This window comes from Myxosarcina sp. GI1, assembly GCF_000756305.1.
Classification (GTDB): Bacteria; Cyanobacteriota; Cyanobacteriia; order Cyanobacteriales; family Xenococcaceae; genus Myxosarcina.
The window spans coordinates 88,728-109,253 of record NZ_JRFE01000025.1 but is presented as its reverse complement, the minus strand read 5'-3'; the positions used below and the strand labels follow the sequence as shown (position 1 = coordinate 109,253).

Below are 20,526 nucleotides of genomic sequence, written 5' to 3'. Positions count from 1 at the left end.
ATCTGTATAGGCAAAATTAATTATGGTACGAGTATTAGAATCAAAAAAAAATTTAGACTATCAAACTATTGCTGCCGAAGTTTCTCAAGCCCTAGCTGTTAATGCTTTAGAGCGCGATCGCCTGGGTGGAATTCCTCAAGAGGAAATCGAGCTATTAAAAAAATCGGGACTGCTGTTGCTTTCAGTTCCTCAAGAGTATGGTGGCATTGGTGCAACGTGGACGGAAACATACAAAGTTGTTCAAACCCTGTCCAAAGCGGATGGTTCTTTAGGGCAACTTTATACCAATCACGTTACGTTAGCTGTTTTGGGAGAGGTAATTGGTAGAGCAGGACAAGCAGAAAAGTTCTATCGACTTACTAGCGAACAAAATTTGTTTTGGGCTAATGCCCTTAATGGTCGAGATGCTCGTCTCAAGATTACTCCCGATGGCAATAACTATCTAGTTAACGGGATTAAAAGTTTTGGTACGGGAGTAGCGATAGGCGATCTTAACGTCATTGCTGCCATCCGAGAAGGTGTTGAAGCTCCGATTATATTTGTGCTGCCCAAAGACAGAACGGGTACTACCTACAATTATGATTGGCACAATATGGGACAGCGAAGAACCGTTAGTGGTAGCTATACGTTTAATAATGTCAGTGTCGCTCCAGAAGAGATCTTAGGTCCGCCACTAGCACCAGAAAGTGCCTTCCCAACGCTAATTTTTTTGGTAGCGCAGCTTTCTAAGACTTTTGTTTATCTGGGTATTGCTGAAGGTGCTTTAGAAGCGGCTAGAAAATATACTTTAACTAATACCCGTCCTTGGATGAGTTCTGGAGTCGATAAAGCTGCTAACGATCCTTTTATCCTACATCACTATGGAGAGTTGTGGACGGAACTTCAGGCGGCGATCGCACTAGCCGAACGAGCGGCACAAAAAATCGATCGCGGATGGCAAAAAAGCATTAAATTGACTTTTGAGGAAAGAGGGGAAATTGCGATCGCCGTTTCTGCTGCTAAAGCTTTTGCCGCTAAAGCAGGTTTAGAGGTAACTAATCGTATCTTTGAAGTTACGGGAGCTAGAGCTACTGCGGAGCGTTATGGATTCGATCGCTACTGGCGCGATTTACGTACCTTTACTCTCCACGATCCTGTAGATTACAAACTTCGCGATGTTGGTAACTGGTTGCTCAATGATATTTTTCCCACTCCTTCGCAATATTCGTAGGTATTTTAGCTAAACAGCAATACTTCTTATTTGACGATTCAATTCGATTTATGAAGAATGGGAAAAGGAAAAAGGTAAGGGGTAAAGGTATTAAGTATATTCTTTATTCGTTTTACCGTACACCTTTTCTTTACTAACAATCTCGATTAATTTGCTTATCCAAGAAGTATTGAGCTAAACAGTTAAGTACTTATGCACTAAAGAATCGGTTAGCTCGCTAGTATCGCCCCTAGCCATAATTGCGCCTTTATCCATGATGAAGAACTTTTGAGCTAACTGACGGGCAAAATCGATTTTCTGTTCGACGACGATGACGGTAATGCCCTTTTCGCGGTTAATTCTTAGTAAAGTTTCCTCAATTTCCTGTACGATTGAAGGCTGAATTCCCTCTGTAGGCTCATCAAGTAACATCACCTGGGGATTGCACATCAGTCCTCTGGCGATCGCTAGTTGCTGCTGTTGTCCGCCGCTAAGTAGACCTCCCTGTCGCTTGAGATGTTCTTTGAGCATGGGGAAAAATTCAAAGATCTCTGAAGGAATTCGCTTGCTGCTCTTACCGCTAGCACTAAAGCCTAACTTTAGGTTGTCTAAAACCGAAAGATAGGGAATAATTTCTCTACCCTGGGGAATATAGGCAATACCGTAACGCGCTCTTTTATAAGTAGGTTCTTTAGCAATATTTTTGTCTTTAAAAAACAGGCTACCCTGAGTCAACTTGTTTAGTCCGATGATGCTACGTAACAATGTAGTTTTACCAACACCATTACGACCCAACAAACAAACCATATCACCCTTATTGACAATCATATTGACATCGAACAATACAGGTGTTTGACCGTAGCCAGCAGTAACGTTTTTAAGTTCAAGCAGCGACATCGATTTTTTCTCTTCCTAAATAAACTTTAATTACTTCGGGGTTGTTTTGGATTTCCGTTACCGTACCTTCAGCTAATTTTGCTCCCTGATGCAGCACGATAATACGTTCGGCAATTTGTTTGACAAATTCCATATCGTGTTCGATGACGATAACCGCATGATGATGGGCAATATCGCGAATAATTTCTCCTGTAGCTCTAGTTTCTTCGGGAGTCATACCTGCGGTGGGTTCGTCTAATAAGACCACGGCAGGATCTTGAGCGATAGTCATCCCAATTTCGATCCACTGTTTTTGTCCGTGAGAAAGAGAGCCGACTTTGTTTCCAGCATATTCTAGTAACCTGATGCGATCGAGAATATCGATAATGCGGTCTTTTTTGGCTTTGGTTAATTTGGCAGTAATTGAGGATAAAATACCATGACTGCCTTTGAGAGCCAGTAGGATATTTTCAAAGACGGTCAATTCGTTATAGACGTTGGGGTTTTGAAATTTGCGACCGATACCCATACGGGCAATTTCATAGGGTGTTTTATTAGTGATGTCTTTACCCTGATAGTAAACGTGTCCCGCAGCGACGGGAGATTTAGAGACGATCGCATCGAGAAGAGTACTTTTGCCAGCACCGTTAGGACCGATAATCGTGACAATTTCGCGATCGCTTACTTCTAAGTTGACACCTTTTAGAGCTTTGAAACCCGAAAAGACTACCTGTAAATCTTTAACCGAGAGAATAGAGTTCATAGTTAGTACCTATTGTGCTTATTTTGCTCTAGCAGACTTGCGATCGAACAAGTTAACGATTGAGCCAACCAGACCATCGGGAATAAATAACACTACGATCAACAACAGTATTCCCACAATTAACTGCCAATCTTGAGTAACCTGTTCGGCAGAATTTTGAATTTGTCCCAATAAAATTGCCGCCACTAAAGGTCCAATTAGAGTCCCCCTACCGCCAATTGCTACCCAAATAACTACCTGGGTACCAAAGGCTACGGCTAAATAAACGGGGGAAATAAATCTGTTGAGAGGCACGAATAAACCCCCAGTAATCCCTGCAATTCCTGCCGATAGCGTCCAGATAAAAATTTTGAAGCTAGCAACGTCGTAGCCTAAAAAAGAAATCCGATTTTCGTTTTCTTTAATCGATCGCAAAATTAAGCCAAAGTTAGATTGAGTCAACCACCAGCTACCGATTAACACCGCAGTGGTAAAAATGAGAATCATCCAATACAAGCCAATTAAAGGAATATTGGCACCAAAAATACTCAGTTCGGAAACGTCGGTAATACCGTTGGTACCGCCCGTGTATGCTTGCTGACTGACAAAAAAGGTAGTTAACGCTGAAGAAATCGCCAGGGTAATAATTGTAATGTAAACGCCGCTTACTTTAGAGCGAAAAATAAACCAACCAATTAAATAAGCAAATATAGCAGGAACTGCCACCATAGCGATCGCGGCAACGATAAAATACTGTAAGGGAGCGATAAACCAGGGTAGTTTCTCCAAGCCATTCCAAACCATAAAATCTGGTAACGCCACGCCGTAAGTATTAGCCTCGGCAGAGAGATTTAGCTTGAGATAATAAGCCATAGCGTAGCCACCCAGGGTAAAAAATACCCCGTGAGCAAAACTTAGAATTCCCGTAAAGCCCCAAACCAGATCGAGAGATACTGCTAGAGTACCGAATAGTAATAGCTTAGAGAGTAAAGAAGTTTGAAAATTACCGATAAAAAACGGCAAAATCGCCATAATAATAAAAATAATTGCCGTAACTATGGCTAGCTTGGTAGGGGTTTTAGATTTTTGGGCAACACCGATAGTTTGGGTCATAGTTTCTCTAATAAAAAATTATTTATGGGCAATTCGTAGGGGACGTTTCGCGAAACGCACCCTACAAATAAAAAATTATCCTCGCTTCTGAATGGAAAATAAGCCTTCTGGCTTGTAGCGAATTAAAATAATTACGGCAAAAAGCACGATAACTCTGGCAGTAGGATCGTTGAGCAGATAGGCAATAGTTGCATTCGATTCGCCAATCAGAAAAGCACCTGCTAATACTCCAACCAGACGGTCTACACCTCCTGTTACCACTGTCATCCAGGCATCGACGAGGTAATCTTGTCCCATTGGCGGCGCAACGCTTTTTAAAGAAGAAATAACCGCCCCTGCAACACCTGCCAAACCACAGCCATAAGCAAAGGTAGCCATATCGACCAAACTGGTATTTACACCCAGACATTGCGCCATACTGCGATTTTGAGTCACGGCTCTTACCTGACGACCCAAGTTGGTTCTGTATAGTAAATAACCCGTTAGAGCCAGCAAAGCGAGAGCTACGATTACGATAAATAGGCGGTAATAAGAAATGGCAACGGTAGGAGTACCTTGAGCATCTTTAAGTAAGGTCAAGTTACCCGAAATATAGGAAGGCGATCTAACGTATTTAAGTTGAGCGGTAAAAATTAATTTGATTACCCCTTGTAAAACGATACTCAAACCCCAGGTTGCTAACAAAGTTTCTAAGGGACGACCGTACAAACGCCTGATAATGCTTATTTCTACTAAAGCACCGATCGCCGCAGTAATAATAAAGGCAAAAGGAATTGTCAGCAGCAAATCCAGATTAAAAGCCGACTGCAAGACAAAGGTAGTATACGCTCCCAGCATGATAAATTCGCCGTGTGCCAGGTTAATAATTCGCATTACCCCAAAGGTAATTGCCAAACCCAAACCAGTCAGCAACAAAATACCGACAATACCAATACCGTTAACCAACTGATTGGCTAATGCGACAACGCTAAACCCCTCTGCTGCTTCTTGTGCCAGGTAGTAAACAGGGGATAAATAGAAGTACATATTTTTGAATTATCGATTACTTGGTAAACAATTATTAGTTGTAAGTTTTAAAAAATCGGTTATCAGCAAACATTTTTTCACGGTCGAAGATGTATGGCATTTTTAAGTAATAAATTGCCGATAACCGAAATATTCTAGGTTTTCTCTAGATATTTAGTTTCTAAATCTTTACCCGTTTCCTTAATGGGATTTTCACGACCGTCGGGAGAGCCGTGAACGCAGGTACGACCTTTGTAGAGAACTTGACTCCAGGGAATTGGTTTGACTGCCGCTGGTGTAGAAAAAACAATCTCGGCTTGTCCGTCGGAACCCCACTTTCCGATACGAGAATAGAGATAGGTGTGATAGTTTTCGGGGTCAATTTTTACCAGACCTTGAGGTGCGTTAAAGGTTTGTCCTCTAGTTGCCTCTCTTAAAGTTTTGGTGTTGATTTCTCCGCCCTCTTTGAGAATTTTCTGCATTGCCTGTGCCATAAAGAAGGTTTGCAGATAAGCAGCTTCCATTACCCCGTTGGTAACGCGGCTATCACCAAATTTTTCTTTAAACTGTTGTACAAAAGCTTTATTTTCTGGGGTATCTACAGTTTGGAAATAGTTAAAGCTAGTATAGTGTCCTTCTGCATATTCGGGTCCCATTGCCTGAATCTCTTCTTCGGTAGTGGGATAAGCCATGATGGGAATCTGGTCGGCAGTAATCCCCGCATCTTTATACTGGCGGTAAAAAGCAGGAATACTATCACCTACCAGGTTACTGAGGACAAAATCTGGTTTGGCTTGCTTGATTTTGTTGATGATGGTGATAAATTCGGTAGTTCCCAAAGCTGCATATTCGTCTCCAACTACGGTACCACCTGCGGTTTCTAGTTCTGCTTTAGCGATACGGTTACTTTCTTTAGGATAGATATAGTCCGAACCGATAAAGAATCCTCTAGGACCAAAGTTTTCGTAGCAGTAGGGAATCGAGTCGGTAATTTGCTGGTTTGGCGCGGCACCAGTATAGAAGACGTTGGAGCTACATTCGTTACCCTCGTAATATACGGGATAGTATAAAATTGAATCTTTTTCTTCAAAAACTGGCAATACTGACTTACGGCTGGCAGAAGTATAACAGCCTAAAACGCACACTACCTGATCTTCGTCAATCAGGCGTTTGGACATTTGGTTGTATAAATCCCAGTTGGAGTCTGGATTTACCACTACCTTCTGAATCTTTCTGCCTTCGATTCCTTCACCATTACCTTCCCAGGGACCAGTGTTAGTATTAATTTGTTCTAGTGCGAGGAAAGTGGCATCCTGTAAAGATTTTTCCACAATGGCGATCGTGCCAGTAGTCGAGTACATTACCCCTACTTTAATCGGATTTTCGCCTAAGTCTTCGTCTCCCGTACTGGTAGCACCTCCAGAACAGGCAGCAAGAATACCAGTACCTACCGCTAAAGAACCATATTTAATAAATTTACGACGACTGTAACCGCCAAATATTGGAGAGCGATTTGGTTTGTTCATGAATTTAACTGTTTAAAAAATTAATGATGTTGCGATTGAATAGATGTTAGTTATAAATGTCAAATGTTTGAGTAATTATGGCGATCGCGACTAGCGACTTTATAGATAAGCTAATAGTCACTAACTATGCCTTAATTGACTTTGGTAGAGTTAAAATACGATCGAACTGCATAGATTACACCTCTTTTAAAACACTTGCATCGCAAAATTAGAGACAATTATCTATCTCTAGACAGACAGAATATACTTGCAGCGTTCTTCATTTTGTAACTTTTAATACAAAAAACTCATTTTTATAAGGTCTTTTTTTATGATAATTCTGTTACCAAAGTTTACCTGTATTTAAGGATTACAGTCGATAATAAGCTATTTAACTATTATTTTTGGCTAAAAGTTTGGTTGACGAAGAATTTTGTAGCTATTTTTACTTTTTATTTTCTCAAAAAGAGAAACTATATGTTTTTAAAAGTAATACTGTTGCTCAAAGCTTAAAAAATATTTTTACAATAATAGAGTTAAATTATTAATCTAAATGCAAATTTAATTGTATTTAAGATAAAAGCAACTGTAATTTAGTAAAATGTTATTGATAGAGTGCTATTTTGTACTCAAAAATATTGCTTTAGCAGCTCGATAAACCTACAACAGCAAGTGTCAAAATATGCCAGAAACTCTCTTCAAAGTAGACTTAACCAAACCAATGGCAGAGCAGGATGTTCCAGGACACAATCGCTGGCATCCCGACATTCCCGCAGTAGTTTCAGTCAAACCAGGAGATGTCTTTCGGATTGAGTGCAAGGACTGGACAGACGGGCAGATTGCCAATAATGACGATCCTGGCGACATCGAAAAAGTAGATTTAAACATAGTCCACGTTCTCAGTGGTCCGATTCGCGTCGAAGGTGCAGAACCAGGAGATATTTTAGTTGTAGATTTACTAGATATCGGCGCGTTACCTGGGGATGAGTGGGGTTTTACAGGCATTTTTTCTAGAGAGAACGGCGGCGGGTTTTTAACCGACCACTTCCCCCAAGCTGCTAAAGCCTGCTGGGATCTTCAGGGTATATACACTAGTTCGCGTCATATTCCAGGAGTGCAGTTTGCAGGAATTACCCATCCAGGCTTAATTGGCTGCGCCCCGTCAATGGAATTGTTGCAGACATGGAACAAACGGGAAAAAGCTTTAGTAGACAAAGGTAACGAAGGCGTACCACCTTGGAAACCGCAAATTCCGCCTCTAGCCGCCCTACCAAACCCAGAACAAGCCGTTTTAGGTACCCTTAAAAGTTCGGAATTCGATCGCGTCGCTGCCGAAGCTGCCCGTACAGTCCCTCCTAGAGAACACGGCGGTAACTGCGATATTAAAAATCTGTCTAAGGGTTCTAAAATTTACTTCCCCGTATATGTAGACGGTGCTAACTTGTCAATGGGAGACATTCACTTTTCTCAGGGTGATGGCGAGATTTCTTTCTGTGGCGCGATCGAAATGTCTGGTTATATCGACCTGCACGTAGATATTATCAAAGGCGGTGTGGAAAAATACGGCATGGTTAACCCTATTTTTAAACCAGGTCCCGTAGAACCGCAATACTCAGAATATTTGATTTTTGAAGGCATCTCCGTAGATGAATTTAGTGGCGAACAGTATTATCTCGACGCACACGTTTCCTATCGTCGCGCTTGCTTAAATGCGATCGAATATCTGAAAAAGTTTGGCTTTACTGGAGAACAAGCTTATCTGTTACTCAGTTGTGCGCCAGTAGAAGGAAGGGTTAGCGGTATAGTAGACATTCCCAACGCCTGCTGTACCCTAGCTTTACCTACGGCAATCTTCGATAAGAATATTTTACCGACCTAAATTTTTAGTACGGGCAAGGCACTGCTTTGCCCAACCGACTGCCAATATTAATTAAAAAATATGCCGATATATGAATTTCGCTGTAATAACTGCGGAGAATTTGAGGCTTTACGCAGTTTAGCCGAATATAATTCACCCATAGACTGTCCCAACTGTGGCAAAGCCGCATCTAAAATTTTTTCCGTACCTAACGTCAATCTCAACTCTGGTAGTCTGTCGTCAATTGGAAAATCTAAAGAACCAAGATTAGTCAAACAAGAAGCTAGAGAACCAGCAAAACCCCGTTTGCAGAGTGCGGCTAGCAGTAGACCTTGGATGGTTTCACATTAGTAAAATTACAAGATATTAGTAAGACTTTGTATCATTTCTCTCAGTTCTTTATCCAAATCTACTCTTTATATTAATCTTCGCCAATTATCGTTGCTAATGAATAAGGTCTGCTTTTAGGAAAACGATCGCGTAATTCCGTTTTTTTAATTGCACCCTTTAAAGCTCTGCTGTAGATATAGTCGAGGCGATCGCCCAACGCTTTGGTTAGATTGGTAGTCAGTTTATTGCTTAGTTGAAATTGAAAATTAACTATTTCAGATCGCCAGTGACGGCGGTTCCACTCAGATTCCTCGATCCAGTAATCGATTAACAGTAAATGTAAAATTATTTGGTAGGTAAAGCTTTCTACCGCTGCTTTATCTCCCCTTACCAACTCTTCTAGTTCCTCAATTAAATTTTCTACATCTAATGTATTGAAGGAGCGCGATCGCAAAGCAGCAATCTGCATTTCCAGCCATTCATCGCGCTCAATTTTTATCTTCATCGCTGTTATCTTTAAACAAGTTCGGTCGGCTATGTTTTAAAAAATTAATTTCAATTTACTATAGTTGTATTTGTAAATCTCTAATTAAAATTTGTCGCTGCGCTTCGTTATTTTCGCGATCGCGATCGACGTTATTTTTTAAAGCGACTACAGCCTTGGTCAATAGTTTGAGTTCTTTTTGTGTACATATTATACCAAATTACCTACTCTATCTTTCTTCGCTGACATTAATAAGCTGACATTAATAAATAGGAATAAAAACTACAGCAATCCAAGATCTTGTAAACAGAGTCGAGTAACTTCTATCCTGGCTGCGGGGTCGATTTCCGATTTCATATCTAGATTAGTAGCAAAGAAATAAACGTTATCATCTTGTTCTAAGTAACCTACATACCAACCTACGTTACTTGCCCATCCCGTTTTGCCTCGAAGTGTGTAATTAGGTGTTTGTTCGACAATTGCAATATCTTTAACTATATCTATAGTCCTCTGAGAAAAAGGCAAATTATTTTGATATAGACGACGCAGAAAATCAATTTGCTGCTTGGGAGTAATTCGTAATTCTCCCTCTAGCCAAAAGCGATCGATATCTTCTGGGCTACCAATATTTTGATTGCCGTATTCTATTTGATTGACAAAATTCTGCATTCTTTGATGTCCGATTTTACGTGCTAGCACTTGATAAAACCAGACAGCAGAATATTGAAAAGCCAAACGAATATTTAAATCTTGATTCCATTCTTCTATAAAGGAACCATTAAAACCTCTTTCTATGCCATCCCAAGTAAGAACAGCCACATCGTCTTTTATTACTCCCGTTTCTAAGGCAATTAAAGAATTGGGAATTTTGTAGGTAGATGCAGGTAGAAAAGCAGAATTGTTGCGGTTGGGGTTGTGTTCGTAGACAAAATCGCCATTAAGGTCATAAATAATAATCGAACCATCAATCCCTAATTGCTGGAAATGTCGCCTAAAATTAACCATTTGTTGCAGTTCGGGTTCTTGAGAATAAACTCGATGTTCTGTTACCAACCAACTGCCTAATATAGCCAAGATTGCCAATAATAAAAGACTCAACAGTTTTTTCATAGTTACTCCTCCAATTGAAATAATCTATAAATTTATTTGGGTATTTTGACAAGCTTATCTATTGTGTAGAACAATAAATATTTGTCCTCTGCAACAGATTAACGCGATCGCCATGACTCAACTATCATTTAATGCCATAGCAGCAACTTCTCTCGCTGGCGAATTAATCGATCGCGCCACTGCCAAGGCTATTTTACAGGCACCCGATACGGTGTTGTTAGAACAGTTAGCTGCCGCTTATCAGGTTCGGCATCATTATTGGGGCGATCGCGTCAGACTGCATTTCTTACTTAATGCTCAAAGTGGCTTGTGTCAGGAAGACTGCAACTATTGTTCTCAGTCAAAAATTTCTGGTGCCGAGATTGATAAATATCCTTTACTAGCTAAAGAAAAAATCGTCAAAGCCGCAGATCGCGCAGCCGAACTAAAAGCGGGAACGTTTTGTATGGCGATTTCGGGGCGATCGCCTTCTGAAACGGTATTTGCTAATGTATTAGAGGCATTTAAAGCCGTTAAAGCCAAACATGATTTAAAAATTTGTGCCTGTTTGGGACTATTGAGCGAGTCACAAACGCAGCGTTTGGCAGCAGTAGGAGTAGATCGAGTCAACCATAACCTCAACACCTCCGAAAATCATCACGATAATATTTGCAGCACTCATACCTATCGCGATCGCGTCGCCACGATTAAAAACGTGCAAGCCGCAGGTATTACTACCTGTTCTGGCGGTATTGTCGGCATGAACGAAGCTGACGACGATATTATAGATTTGGCGTATGCCCTCAGAGAGTTAAACGTCACCAGTGTACCGATCAATTTCTTAATTCCCATTGCAGGAACTCCCCTAGCCGATGTCAACCAATTAAATCCCCGTCGCTGTTTGCGAATTTTATGCCTGTTCCGCTTTATTCTGCCCTCTCAGGAAATTAGAATTGCTGGGGGTAGAGAAGTTCACTTGCGATCGCTCCAGCCTTTAGGACTGTATCCAGCCAACTCTATTTTTGTCGGTGACTATCTAACCACCGCAGGACAAGCAGCACGCGCAGACCTAGAAATGATTCACGATGCGGGATTTGTCTTAGAAGCACCAGATGGATCTGTTTTAGAAGAGTATGTTTCGGTAGCAGGTTAAATATTTTTTTAGCGATCGCTAGCTAAAAAACATGGTAATAGGGTGGCTTCAATGTCAGAAAATAAGTATGTCTTTACCGATACTCAACTTAACTCCGAACTAGAACGGCTCAGGTTGCTAGAGAAAGTTTGCGATCCTCTTAGTAAGCGTCTAATTTTAGCTACAGGTATTACAACAGGTTGGCAGTGCTTGGAAGTAGGTGCGGGTGCGGGATCGATAGTTAGATCGATGTCAGAAATTGTTGGCTCGTCTGGTAGAGTTATTGCCGTAGATATCGACACTCGCTTTATAGAAGATATATCACTACCTAATGTAGAAATTATTAGAGATGATATTCGCAATCCAAATTTATCTTTAACTAAAAATTCATTCGATCTAATTCATGTCCGCAACGTTTTAATTCACCTCGCAGATTTTCGGGTAGCTTTATCGAGAATATTAAATTTACTAAAACCTGGAGGTTGGTTAGTAGTTGAAGAACCAGATTTTTCCGCTACCAGAGCGATTTACGGTAATAAGCAAGACTGTCAGGCTGTAGATAGGGTGAATCAAGCTATTCGTCAAATGTTTAGCGATCGCGACTTAAATTATTCTCTAGGTGTTCTATTACCTTCTATGTTTCAGCAACTCGGCTTGCAGATACATACAGTAGAAAATGACGTTCCTATAGTCAATGGTGGTTCTAACGTAGCAACAATGATGAACATGTCGGCAACGCAATTGAGAGAAAAATATCTTGCTACTGGCAAAGCTAGCGAAGAAGATATAAAAAACTATTGTCAATTTGCAGAAGATTCTAGTTTTTGGGCTATTTATGTTGCTACTGTAGGTGTTGTCGGTCAACACTAATTATTTTTTGTAAGTCCAATCGAATTTTACTAATTCTTCTACTACTTCCATACCTTCGGCAACTATGAAGAATAGTATGCGCTTAATACTAGTACTTGTTTCAGCTTCTATACAGTAAACTATGTCTTCTGGATATAAAGCTATTTGCTTGGAAATGTTTGCAATCTCACTTTCATTTGCCACTCTAAATATTGGATAACTAAAATCAGTAGGTAGGGAAATATAACTTACTTCAAAAAAAGTTACTTTGACTTGGTAATAATAAGCAAAATCAAAACTGCCAGTAAGTATCAAATTAACAGAGTTATATTGCTCAATTCTGAAATCATTAATGTTGGTTTGATTAGCAATTTTGTTTATTCGTTCAAAGTCATTATTCATTTAGTAGTTTTTGTTTATATTATGTGCTTGCACGGCTAATTATTTATCTTTATAGCTTTGCTAACTCAAAAACATGTTTATAAGGTATGAGGTACAAAAATGGCTGAAGCGATCGCCAGAACCGATAAAATACAATCTAAGTAACTATAATATTAATATCCAACGGCAAGATCGAGCTATGGTTACAACTCCTTCTAAACCCATAAGTATAGGCGAGTTTCTAGCATTACCAGAAACTAAACCCGCCAGTGAATATATCGATGGGAAAATTTTTCAAAAACCAATGCCGAAAGGAAAACACAGTACGATTCAGACTGAATTATCGAGTGCCATCAATGTTGCTCTTAAACCTCAGAAAACGGCTCGTGCATTTACCGAACTAAGATGTACCTTCGGTGGACGTTCTACTGTACCCGATGTAACTGTATTTACTTGGGACAGAATACCTCGCGATGATAATGGTGCGATAGCAGATTCGTTTCAAGCTGCACCAGACTGGACAATAGAAATTTTATCTCCCGAACAGAGTCAAACCAGAGTCACTAAAAATATTCTTCATTGTTTAGCTAATGGTACACAATTGGGATGGTTAATCGATCCGAAAGAACAGTCAGTATTGGTTTATTTTCAAGGGCAACAGCCAGTATTCTTTGAGGATGCTAAAGATATTTTATCCGTACCCGACTTTGCTAAAGCTTTTAAATTAACTCTAGATGAATTATTTGGTTGGCTATTGGAGTGATAGAGCAATTACGCTCACACTTAGCTTTATTAGACTAGTTTTCGTCTAATTCTACTCTATAGGTAGAGCCTCCTACCGTAACGCGATCGCCTCAAACAATGACGCAATCAAATTAATATATACTAAAAATATATATTAATTTTGGGTAAATTAATAATGGAAACGGCTAAACTTTTTCAAAATGGCAAAAGCCAAGCGGTTCGGCTGCCGAAAAAATATCGTTTTTCAGGAGACAAGGTTTTAATTAAGCGCGTTGGTAATGCTGTGGTGCTTTTACCTTATGAAAATTCTTGGGAAACTTTGTTTGATAGCTTAGAACAGTTTTCTGATGACTTTATGAGCGATCGGCAGCAGCCAGAAGAACAAGAACGAGAAACTGCTTTTGAATGAAATTTTTACTAGATACCAATATTTGTATTTACATCATTAAGCAAAAGCCACTAGAAGTATTGCAAAAATTTAACGCTTACGATTTAGGAGATATTGGTATATCTTCTATTACCGTTGCCGAATTAGAATTTGGCGTTCAAAAAAGTCAGTTTCCAGAAAAAAACAGGCAAGCATTAACACAATTTTTACTACCGTTGACAGTAGTAGATTTCGATCCTGCTGCTGCTGCGATGTATGGTATGGTTCGAGCAATATTAGAAAAACAAGGAACGACTATCGGTTCTTTAGACACTTTGATTGCCGCTCATGCTCTTAGTTTAGAGTTAACGCTAGTAACTAATAACACTAGAGAATTTAGCCGCGTACCTAATTTAAAGTTAGAAAATTGGGTTAGTTAACATTCGCTTTCGTGAATTTATTTATCGTTTAGTTCTACTCTATAGGTAGAGCCTCCTATCGTAACGCGATCGCCCGTTCTTAATTTTTTGCCGCGTCTAGTTTCAACTTCCCCGTTTACCTCAACTTCTCCTTGCTGAATCATAATTTTTGCTTCGCCACCAGTCATGGTAATTGCCTGCCATTTTAAAAACTGGTCGAGTTTGATGTGAGGTTGGGATTGTAAATTTTTATCGGTCAATTTTTGCTTGCTCATAACATAGTATTTCGTTTTCAATTATTACAATCCTAAATCGACAGCGATCCGATGACCGCAACTCATACCAGAAAAAGCAACGGCATTTAAACCCTGTCCTGGAAAAGTGCTATCGCCGACACAATAAAGTCCTGATATAGCAGTACGGTTAAAAGGCATACCGAGCAAACCAGCTAATTTGCGACTGGGTATGGGTCCATAAGTACCATCCTGTCTATTTAAAAAACGGCGATGGGTACGAGGCGTTCCGATTTCCTGGTAGTCTATAGCTGCTTCTAGTTCGGGAAAAATTGCTTCCAGGCGATGGATTAACTTAGCTGCTGCCGCTTCTTTTTTCTCTCGATATGCTTGGGGGGTTAGTCCTTGCCAGTCCTCGATCCAGCTAGGGGTAAAGGTGTGAATGATATGATGTCCTGCGGGAGCCAAACTAGGATCTAATAAAGTAGGAATCGAAACAAAAATAGTCCCTTCTGCTGTTTCCATGTCTTTCCAGTCTTCGAGTAGAATGTGATGACATTCCGTTCCTGTTGGTAAAACTTCGGCTTTTACACCCAAATGTAAGTTTAAAAAACTAGGAGATTTTTGATATCTCTGCTGCCATCTCTTTTCTTTTTGGGGTATTTGTTCGGGGGAGACAAGTTTGCCAAAGGTATCCCAACGAGTGGCATTAGAAACAATGCGTTTGGCGCGGTATTCTTTGCCGTCGGTTAGTTTTACTCCTACTGCTTTGCTATTCTCAATCAAAATCTCTTTTACTCTGGCTTTATAGCGAATTTGTCCTCCTGCTTTTTTTAAACCCTCAACTAATTTTTGAGCGATTTGCCCCACACCACCTTTAGGATAGTTAATACCTCCATAATGGCGATCGCTAAAAACCATACCTGCGTTGATCGTTGGCGTATGGGATGCAGGAACTACCGACCAGCAATAACACTCCATATCGATAAATTTGAGCAGTTTAAGATCGCTAATATAGCGACGGGCTAAATCGCCAACATTTTGAGGTAAATATTTTACTAAGCCCAAGCAGGCAAAAGGATGCTGAAAGAATACTCGCATCAAATAGCGCGGTTCTTCTAAAGAAAGTAGTTCCATCGCGTTGAGACAGTTAAATACTTGCCAGCATTCATCGTAAAAATGTCGAATTCCTTTGGCTTCGTGGGGGAAAATCGCAATTAACTCTTGTAAAAACTGTTCGTAATCTCGATAAACTTTGAGTTCCAGGTTGTCAGGTAGATGGTAGTGAATTTGAACGGGATCGGGTATGGTTTCGATTTCCATATCCACAGCTTGTAAGGCGCGGGTTAATAAATTAGTCGTGCCGCGATCGCCAAAGCCAAAAATCATCGACGCGCCAACGTCGAAGCGATATCCTTCACGCTCGAAATAACCCGCACTACCACCAGGAATTACATAGCTTTCTAAAACTAATACCTTGGCTCCTTTTGCTGCTAATTGGGTAGCCGTCACCAAACCCCCAATACCAGAACCGATAACTATTACATCTAATTTATTAACAGTAGAAGCTGCTGCGATCGCATTCATAAATAGTTAGTTATTAAAATATTGTTCGAGATAAATTCAGATATATAGTTTATCGTCTTATCGGCGAGTGTATTTTTTTGACCGTATGTTTTACATCATTATGGGCGTAGCTGGTTCTGGTAAATCTACTGTAGGGCGGCTACTTAGCGATCGCACTGACATTCCTTTTTACGATGCGGATGATTTTCATCCTCAAGCCAATATCGACAAAATGAGTCAGGGCATCCCTTTGAACGATAAAGATCGCCGAGCTTGGCTACTAAAGCTTAGAGATTTTATTGCTGAGACTTTAGCTGCCGAGCAACAAGGAATTTTAGCATGTTCGGCATTAAAATCGGATTATCGTCAACTACTTGAGAGCGATCGTGGTTGCGTAAGCAAGTCGTTAGACTCAGCGTACCCTTCGGGTAATCGCGCCAACAAAATTACCTGGATTTATCTGCGTGGTGATTATGAGCGCATCAAACAGAGAATTCGCCAGCGTCACGATCATTTTATGAAAGAAGATATGTTACGCAGCCAATTTGAGGCTTTAGAAGAACCCGAAGCAGCTATAACTATCGATATTTCTTACTCTCCAGAAGTTATCGTGGAGCAAATTATAGCTCGGAGCGATCGCCAGCAAAAAAAATAAATTCAATCGGAAACTATTGCCAGATGAACGATCGCATCACCCTGATTGACTAAGGGATTTTGAGTATAGCTAATTACGATACCATCAACGCTAGCGCGAACGATGACCCTTTCTTCGCCAAAAGCATCGGCTATCGAACCTAACTGCTGTTTTTTGCGTACTTTTGCCCCTAGTTCTACTTCCAGATAAAAAATGCCCGCTCGTGATGCTCTTACCCACTTACTCTGACGAGTTTCCTTTGAGGATGTAACGGCAGGAACAGTCTCGAACCGATACATTTCCAGACAGTCCATTACTCGCATAATTCCTGCTACGCCTACTTCTATTGCCTGTCGATCGAAACGCAAAGCCTCTCCTGCTTCATACAGTAAAACGGGTATACCCTTTTTAGTTGCTGCTTGGCGCAGAGAACCATCTCGCGTCGTAGCGTGCATGATTATTGGCGCGCCAAAAGCTCTAGCACAGCGATAAGTATCCTTATCTTTGAGGTTGGCACGAATTTGAGGTAGATTGATGCGATGTACTGCTGCCGTATGTAAATCGATACCGTGAGTACTGCGATTTACTACTTCTCGCATAAATAAATTTGCCAGGCGAGAAGCTAAAGAGCCAGTTTCCGAGCCTGGAAACGAACGGTTTAAATCTCTTCTGTCGGGAAGATAGCGCGACTGTTCGATAAAACCAAAAACGTTGACGATAGAAACAGCAATAATCGTACCTCGTAATTTATCTGGCTGTATCTTTGCTAAAACCTCGCTAATTATTCTGACCCCATTAAGTTCGTCGCCGTGAATTGCCGCACTCAACCACAGTTTGGGTCCTGGTTCGATACCGTTAATAACGGTCACGGGAAGCGACAACAGAGTCTGAGTAGATAAACGACTTACGGGAATATCCAAGCGTCGCAACTGCCCAGGAGGTATTATTTCTTTAGCTATTTCGATCTCGTTAGCTGTCAATCGGTCAATTCCTTAGTTCAGACTAATATTTTATGCGATCGCGAGTTTTATTTGGGGTAGCATTAGCAGCGACGTATTCGATAATTTTCCCCGCTACATCTACATTAGTTGCTTTTTCGATTCCTTCAAGCCCAGGTGAAGAATTAACTTCCATAATTACGGGACCGTGATTGGAACGCAGCAAATCGACTCCTGCAACTCTCAATCCCATAGCTTTAGCTGCTCGAATTGCAGTACTTCTCTCTTCTGGGGTTAGCTTGACTCTCTCTGCCGAACCACCGCGATGGAGGTTAGAACGAAATTCACCTTCTGCACCCTGGCGTTTCATGGCTGCTATTACTTTGCCACCAATGACAAAACAGCGTAAATCTGCTCCCTTGGCTTCTTTGATAAATTCTTGGACGAGAATATTTGCATCTAAACCGCGAAAGGCTTCAATTACCGATTTGGCTGCTTGTTGAGTTTCGGCTAACACTACCCCAATTCCCTGAGTTCCTTCCAACAGTTTAATTACTAAAGGCGCACCACCCACAGTTTCGATTAAGCCGTCAATGTCCTGGGTAGCGTGGGCAAAGCCAGTAACGGGAAGCCCCAACCCTTCTCTAGCTAAAATTTGCAGACATCGCAATTTATCGCGAGAACGAGAAATAGCCTGAGACTCATTAGCACTAAATACTCCCATTACCTCGAACTGTCTGACCACAGCCGTACCGTAGAAAGTTTTGGAAGCACCGATGCGAGGAATAATAGCATCAAAATTTTCTAAAGGTTTGCCGCTATAAACTACTGTCGGTCGCTGTGAAGTAATATTCATGTAGCAACGCAAGTAATTAATTATTTTTACTTCATGTCCGAGTTTCTCTCCTGCTTCTTTCAAACGATTGGTGGAATAGAGGGAAGAATTTTGAGACAGAATTGCTATTTTCATTATCTAGTTACCGATTGCTGTATATAATTCTATTTTTCTCGATGATGACTGCTTTGAATAAAAGATTTACCTGGGTCTACTAAAAATTGACGGCGCAGTGCTTGTCTTCCAAGTAACATCCGAAAGCCCATAACGTCTCTGTTGGTTAAAGTAAGCTCGATTGTCCAAGTCTTTTCTCCTAGCTTTATCCCTGTCAAAATTACTGGTCTGAGTTGGGCAACTCCCCCCGAATTGCGAACTTCTCTGTATTCTAATAGTTCGGCTTCTGTGGTTATCGTAGTTTTACTGTCACGCTGAAGGGGGTGAACCTGAAAACGTATTATCTTCTTATCGTCACGCTCGAAGTTTTCTAGATGAAAGGCGTGTAAAGCTGAAGAACGCGCTCCCGTATCAATTTTGGCTTTGATCTTACCGATTCCCAATTCTGGCAAAGCAATAATTTCTCTCCAGCCGATAATAGATGGTTGTTTGATACTCGAACGTAGTTGTTTTGGATTGAGATTCACAAAAATTTTAGACTATTGCTAAATACTGAATACCTTCAGTATTATGGCTTACTTGCGGCGGTAGAGCCACAATAGATTTTAGAGCTTACCTTTTGAGCTTCAACAGTTTTTAGTAAATACTTTTTATCATAGATAAAGCGATAGAAATAATTTAACTAATCGATTGGCAATGAATTTACCCCCAAAACTAAATAAATCTGCTCTTTGGCAAAAGTTAACTTGGGTAATCGACCCCGTTAAATATTTAGAAACAGCCGCTAGACAATGTCCAGACTTATACGCGGCTGATATAATCGGCTTTGGTGGCAAGTTTATAATTGTCAATCATCCCGAAGCAATTCAAGAAATTCTAACTAGCAATCGTCAAAAGCTGTTTGCTTCCTCTCAAGATAATGCCTTGTTAAAGCCACTTGTAGGCGATCGCTCGGTAATCTTACTAGAAGGCGATCCCCACAGAAAACGGCGCAAGCTGCTGTTACCTCCTTTTCATGGTGAAAGGATGGAAACTTATAGTCAATCTATTGTCGAACTAACTAATGATGTTTTTGGCAAGTTAAACCCTGGCGAGGAATTTACTGCTAGAGATTTAGCTCAAAGTATTTCTCTACAAACTATCTTGAGAGTAGTTTATGGTTTAGCTGACAGCAATCGCTACCAACAATTAAGAGGCTTGATTTCGGAAATGACAGAAGTGTTTCGTTCGCCTCTAACCTCGGCATTTTTGTTTTTTCCCTGGCTGCAACAGGACTGGGGTGCATGGAGTCCCTGGGGCAATTTCGTGCGTGTGAGAGAGGCTGTAGATAAAATAATTTATGCTGAAATTGCCGAGCGGAGAGAAACCAATAATCTTGACGGAGAGGATATTCTTTCAATGCTAATGTCGGCTCGCGACGAAACAGGTCAACCGATGAGCGACGGCGAACTGCGCGATGAATTGATGAGCTTGATGTTTGCAGGACACGAAACTACGGCTACAGCGATCGCCTGGGCATTATATTGGGTTCATCATTTACCAAAAGTAAAAGCTAAGTTACTCGACGAAATCGCTAGTTTGGGAGAGTCACCAGACCTAATGACGATTTCCCAAGTACCTTACCTCGATGCCGTCTGCAAAGAAACCCTGCGAATTTGTCCCGTAGCTATGCTGACTTTTCCCAGAGTAGTAAAGCAATCGATGCAGTTACTAGACTACGATTTGGAACCTGGAAGCGTTTTGATGGGCAATATATATTCAGTGCATCAACGAGAAGACATTTATCCGCAAGCCAAACAATTTAAACCAGAACGCTTTTTGGAACGTCAGTTTACTTCTGGAGAATTCGTTCCCTTTGGCGGTGGAGCGCGTCGCTGTATTGGTGAAGCTTTGGCTAAATTTGAACTAAAATTAGTTGTGGCTACGGTAGTTGCTAATCATCAATTATCTCTAGCCAGCAATCGACCCGAACGACCTCGTAGACGCGGGGTAACTCTGTCTCCTGCCAACGGCGTAAAAATGATGTATCGAGGCAAAAGAACTTCTAGAGCGATCGCCAAGAGCAATGTTGCTGTTTAACTTTCGGTTAGTAGTTAGTAGTTAAAAAATCAAACTAAAAACTA

General features: G+C 40.8%; 23 protein-coding genes. 10 read left to right on the top strand and 13 right to left on the bottom strand.

All coding sequences use genetic code 11. The features are described 5' to 3' along the window. The first annotated feature begins 22 nt into the window (after positions 1-22). Complete coding sequence (locus KV40_RS20025; protein ID WP_036485360.1) at positions 23-1,210, top strand: acyl-CoA dehydrogenase family protein; 1,188 nt, start codon at positions 23-25, stop codon at positions 1,208-1,210. 174 nt (positions 1,211-1,384) lie between these two features. Here KV40_RS20025 and urtE read toward each other — a convergent pair whose 3' ends face one another. The 5 genes from urtE to KV40_RS20000 form a co-directional block, all read right to left on the bottom strand. Beyond that, positions 1,385-2,086: an urea ABC transporter ATP-binding subunit UrtE gene (urtE, locus tag KV40_RS20020; RefSeq protein ID WP_036485357.1), complete on the bottom strand. Its 702-nt coding sequence runs from the start codon at positions 2,084-2,086 to the stop codon at positions 1,385-1,387. Next, entirely contained in the window at positions 2,073-2,828 is a 756-nt protein-coding gene (gene urtD, locus KV40_RS20015; protein WP_036485355.1) for an urea ABC transporter ATP-binding protein UrtD, read from the bottom strand. Before urtD ends, urtE begins: the two co-directional genes overlap by 14 nt. Positions 2,829-2,846: 18 nt before the next feature. Next, positions 2,847-3,920, bottom strand: coding sequence for an urea ABC transporter permease subunit UrtC (gene urtC / locus KV40_RS20010; protein ID WP_036485353.1), 1,074 nt, complete (start codon positions 3,918-3,920; stop codon positions 2,847-2,849). A 75-nt stretch (positions 3,921-3,995) separates the two neighbouring features. Next, on the bottom strand, positions 3,996-4,946 hold the full coding sequence (gene urtB / locus KV40_RS20005) for an urea ABC transporter permease subunit UrtB (protein WP_036485351.1): 951 nt from the start codon (positions 4,944-4,946) through the stop codon (positions 3,996-3,998). 134 nt (positions 4,947-5,080) lie between these two features. Beyond that, positions 5,081-6,451, bottom strand: coding sequence for an ABC transporter substrate-binding protein (locus KV40_RS20000; protein ID WP_036485348.1), 1,371 nt, complete (start codon positions 6,449-6,451; stop codon positions 5,081-5,083). A gap of 661 nt (positions 6,452-7,112) precedes the next feature. Between KV40_RS20000 and fmdA the strand changes: the two genes are divergently transcribed. Together fmdA and KV40_RS19990 are read left to right on the top strand one after the other, a co-directional pair. After that, positions 7,113-8,309 carry a formamidase gene (fmdA, locus tag KV40_RS19995; RefSeq protein ID WP_036485347.1) on the top strand — a complete coding sequence of 399 codons (1,197 nt, stop codon included), beginning with the start codon at positions 7,113-7,115 and terminating at the stop codon, positions 8,307-8,309. 60 nt (positions 8,310-8,369) lie between these two features. After that, complete coding sequence (locus KV40_RS19990; RefSeq protein ID WP_036485345.1) at positions 8,370-8,639, top strand: FmdB family zinc ribbon protein; 270 nt, start codon at positions 8,370-8,372, stop codon at positions 8,637-8,639. 70 nt (positions 8,640-8,709) lie between these two features. Here the strand turns inward: KV40_RS19990 and KV40_RS19985 are convergent, their stop codons facing one another. Next, positions 8,710-9,123 (bottom strand): DUF29 domain-containing protein, encoded by a 414-nt coding sequence (locus KV40_RS19985; protein ID WP_036485343.1) that lies wholly within the window; start codon positions 9,121-9,123, stop codon positions 8,710-8,712. A 261-nt stretch (positions 9,124-9,384) separates the two neighbouring features. Next, positions 9,385-10,212 (bottom strand): class D beta-lactamase, encoded by an 828-nt coding sequence (blaOXA, locus tag KV40_RS19980; RefSeq protein WP_036485341.1) that lies wholly within the window; start codon positions 10,210-10,212, stop codon positions 9,385-9,387. 112 nt (positions 10,213-10,324) lie between these two features. Here blaOXA and bioB point away from each other — a divergent pair, with 112 nt between their 5' ends. Together bioB and KV40_RS19970 are read left to right on the top strand one after the other, a co-directional pair. Beyond that, entirely contained in the window at positions 10,325-11,344 is a 1,020-nt protein-coding gene (bioB, locus tag KV40_RS19975) for a biotin synthase BioB (protein ID WP_036485339.1), read from the top strand. A 51-nt stretch (positions 11,345-11,395) separates the two neighbouring features. Further along, entirely contained in the window at positions 11,396-12,193 is a 798-nt protein-coding gene (locus KV40_RS19970; protein ID WP_036485337.1) for a methyltransferase domain-containing protein, read from the top strand. Here KV40_RS19970 and KV40_RS19965 read toward each other — a convergent pair whose 3' ends face one another. After that, entirely contained in the window at positions 12,194-12,574 is a 381-nt protein-coding gene (locus KV40_RS19965; protein ID WP_036485335.1) for a hypothetical protein, read from the bottom strand. A gap of 178 nt (positions 12,575-12,752) precedes the next feature. Between KV40_RS19965 and KV40_RS19960 the strand changes: the two genes are divergently transcribed. From KV40_RS19960 to KV40_RS19950, 3 genes are all read left to right on the top strand, one after another. Then, the gene (locus tag KV40_RS19960) at positions 12,753-13,316 is read left to right on the top strand and encodes a Uma2 family endonuclease (RefSeq protein ID WP_036485333.1); all 564 of its coding nucleotides are present in this window, start codon (positions 12,753-12,755) and stop codon (positions 13,314-13,316) included. A gap of 156 nt (positions 13,317-13,472) precedes the next feature. Further along, positions 13,473-13,706, top strand: a complete 234-nt coding sequence (locus KV40_RS19955) for an AbrB/MazE/SpoVT family DNA-binding domain-containing protein (RefSeq protein ID WP_036485331.1) — start codon at positions 13,473-13,475, stop codon at positions 13,704-13,706. Continuing rightward, positions 13,703-14,104: a type II toxin-antitoxin system VapC family toxin gene (locus tag KV40_RS19950; RefSeq protein ID WP_036485330.1), complete on the top strand. Its 402-nt coding sequence runs from the start codon at positions 13,703-13,705 to the stop codon at positions 14,102-14,104. The genes KV40_RS19955 and KV40_RS19950 overlap by 4 nt, the downstream gene beginning before the upstream one ends. 17 nt (positions 14,105-14,121) lie before the next feature. On the opposite strand, the gene KV40_RS19945 is transcribed toward KV40_RS19950, so the two are convergent. Continuing rightward, entirely contained in the window at positions 14,122-14,358 is a 237-nt protein-coding gene (locus KV40_RS19945; protein WP_052055788.1) for an RNA-binding S4 domain-containing protein, read from the bottom strand. Between the two features lie 24 nt (positions 14,359-14,382). Continuing rightward, complete coding sequence (crtH, locus tag KV40_RS19940) at positions 14,383-15,903, bottom strand: carotenoid isomerase (RefSeq protein ID WP_036485329.1); 1,521 nt, start codon at positions 15,901-15,903, stop codon at positions 14,383-14,385. An 85-nt stretch (positions 15,904-15,988) separates the two neighbouring features. Here crtH and KV40_RS19935 point away from each other — a divergent pair, with 85 nt between their 5' ends. Then, the gene (locus KV40_RS19935) at positions 15,989-16,537 is read left to right on the top strand and encodes a gluconokinase (protein WP_036485441.1); all 549 of its coding nucleotides are present in this window, start codon (positions 15,989-15,991) and stop codon (positions 16,535-16,537) included. A gap of 2 nt (positions 16,538-16,539) precedes the next feature. Here the strand turns inward: KV40_RS19935 and KV40_RS19930 are convergent, their stop codons facing one another. The 3 genes from KV40_RS19930 to KV40_RS19920 are packed head-to-tail and all read right to left on the bottom strand — an operon-like array spanning position 16,540 to position 18,930. Continuing rightward, positions 16,540-17,496 (bottom strand): succinylglutamate desuccinylase/aspartoacylase family protein, encoded by a 957-nt coding sequence (locus tag KV40_RS19930; protein WP_036485327.1) that lies wholly within the window; start codon positions 17,494-17,496, stop codon positions 16,540-16,542. A gap of 22 nt (positions 17,497-17,518) precedes the next feature. After that, positions 17,519-18,424, bottom strand: coding sequence for a 30S ribosomal protein S6--L-glutamate ligase (gene rimK, locus KV40_RS19925; RefSeq protein ID WP_036485325.1), 906 nt, complete (start codon positions 18,422-18,424; stop codon positions 17,519-17,521). Positions 18,425-18,453: 29 nt separating this feature from the next. Further along, on the bottom strand, positions 18,454-18,930 hold the full coding sequence (locus tag KV40_RS19920; protein WP_253274327.1) for an ATP-dependent zinc protease: 477 nt from the start codon (positions 18,928-18,930) through the stop codon (positions 18,454-18,456). A gap of 169 nt (positions 18,931-19,099) precedes the next feature. Here KV40_RS19920 and KV40_RS19915 point away from each other — a divergent pair, with 169 nt between their 5' ends. After that, positions 19,100-20,482, top strand: coding sequence for a cytochrome P450 (locus KV40_RS19915; RefSeq protein ID WP_036485324.1), 1,383 nt, complete (start codon positions 19,100-19,102; stop codon positions 20,480-20,482). Positions 20,483-20,526 lie beyond the last annotated feature (44 nt).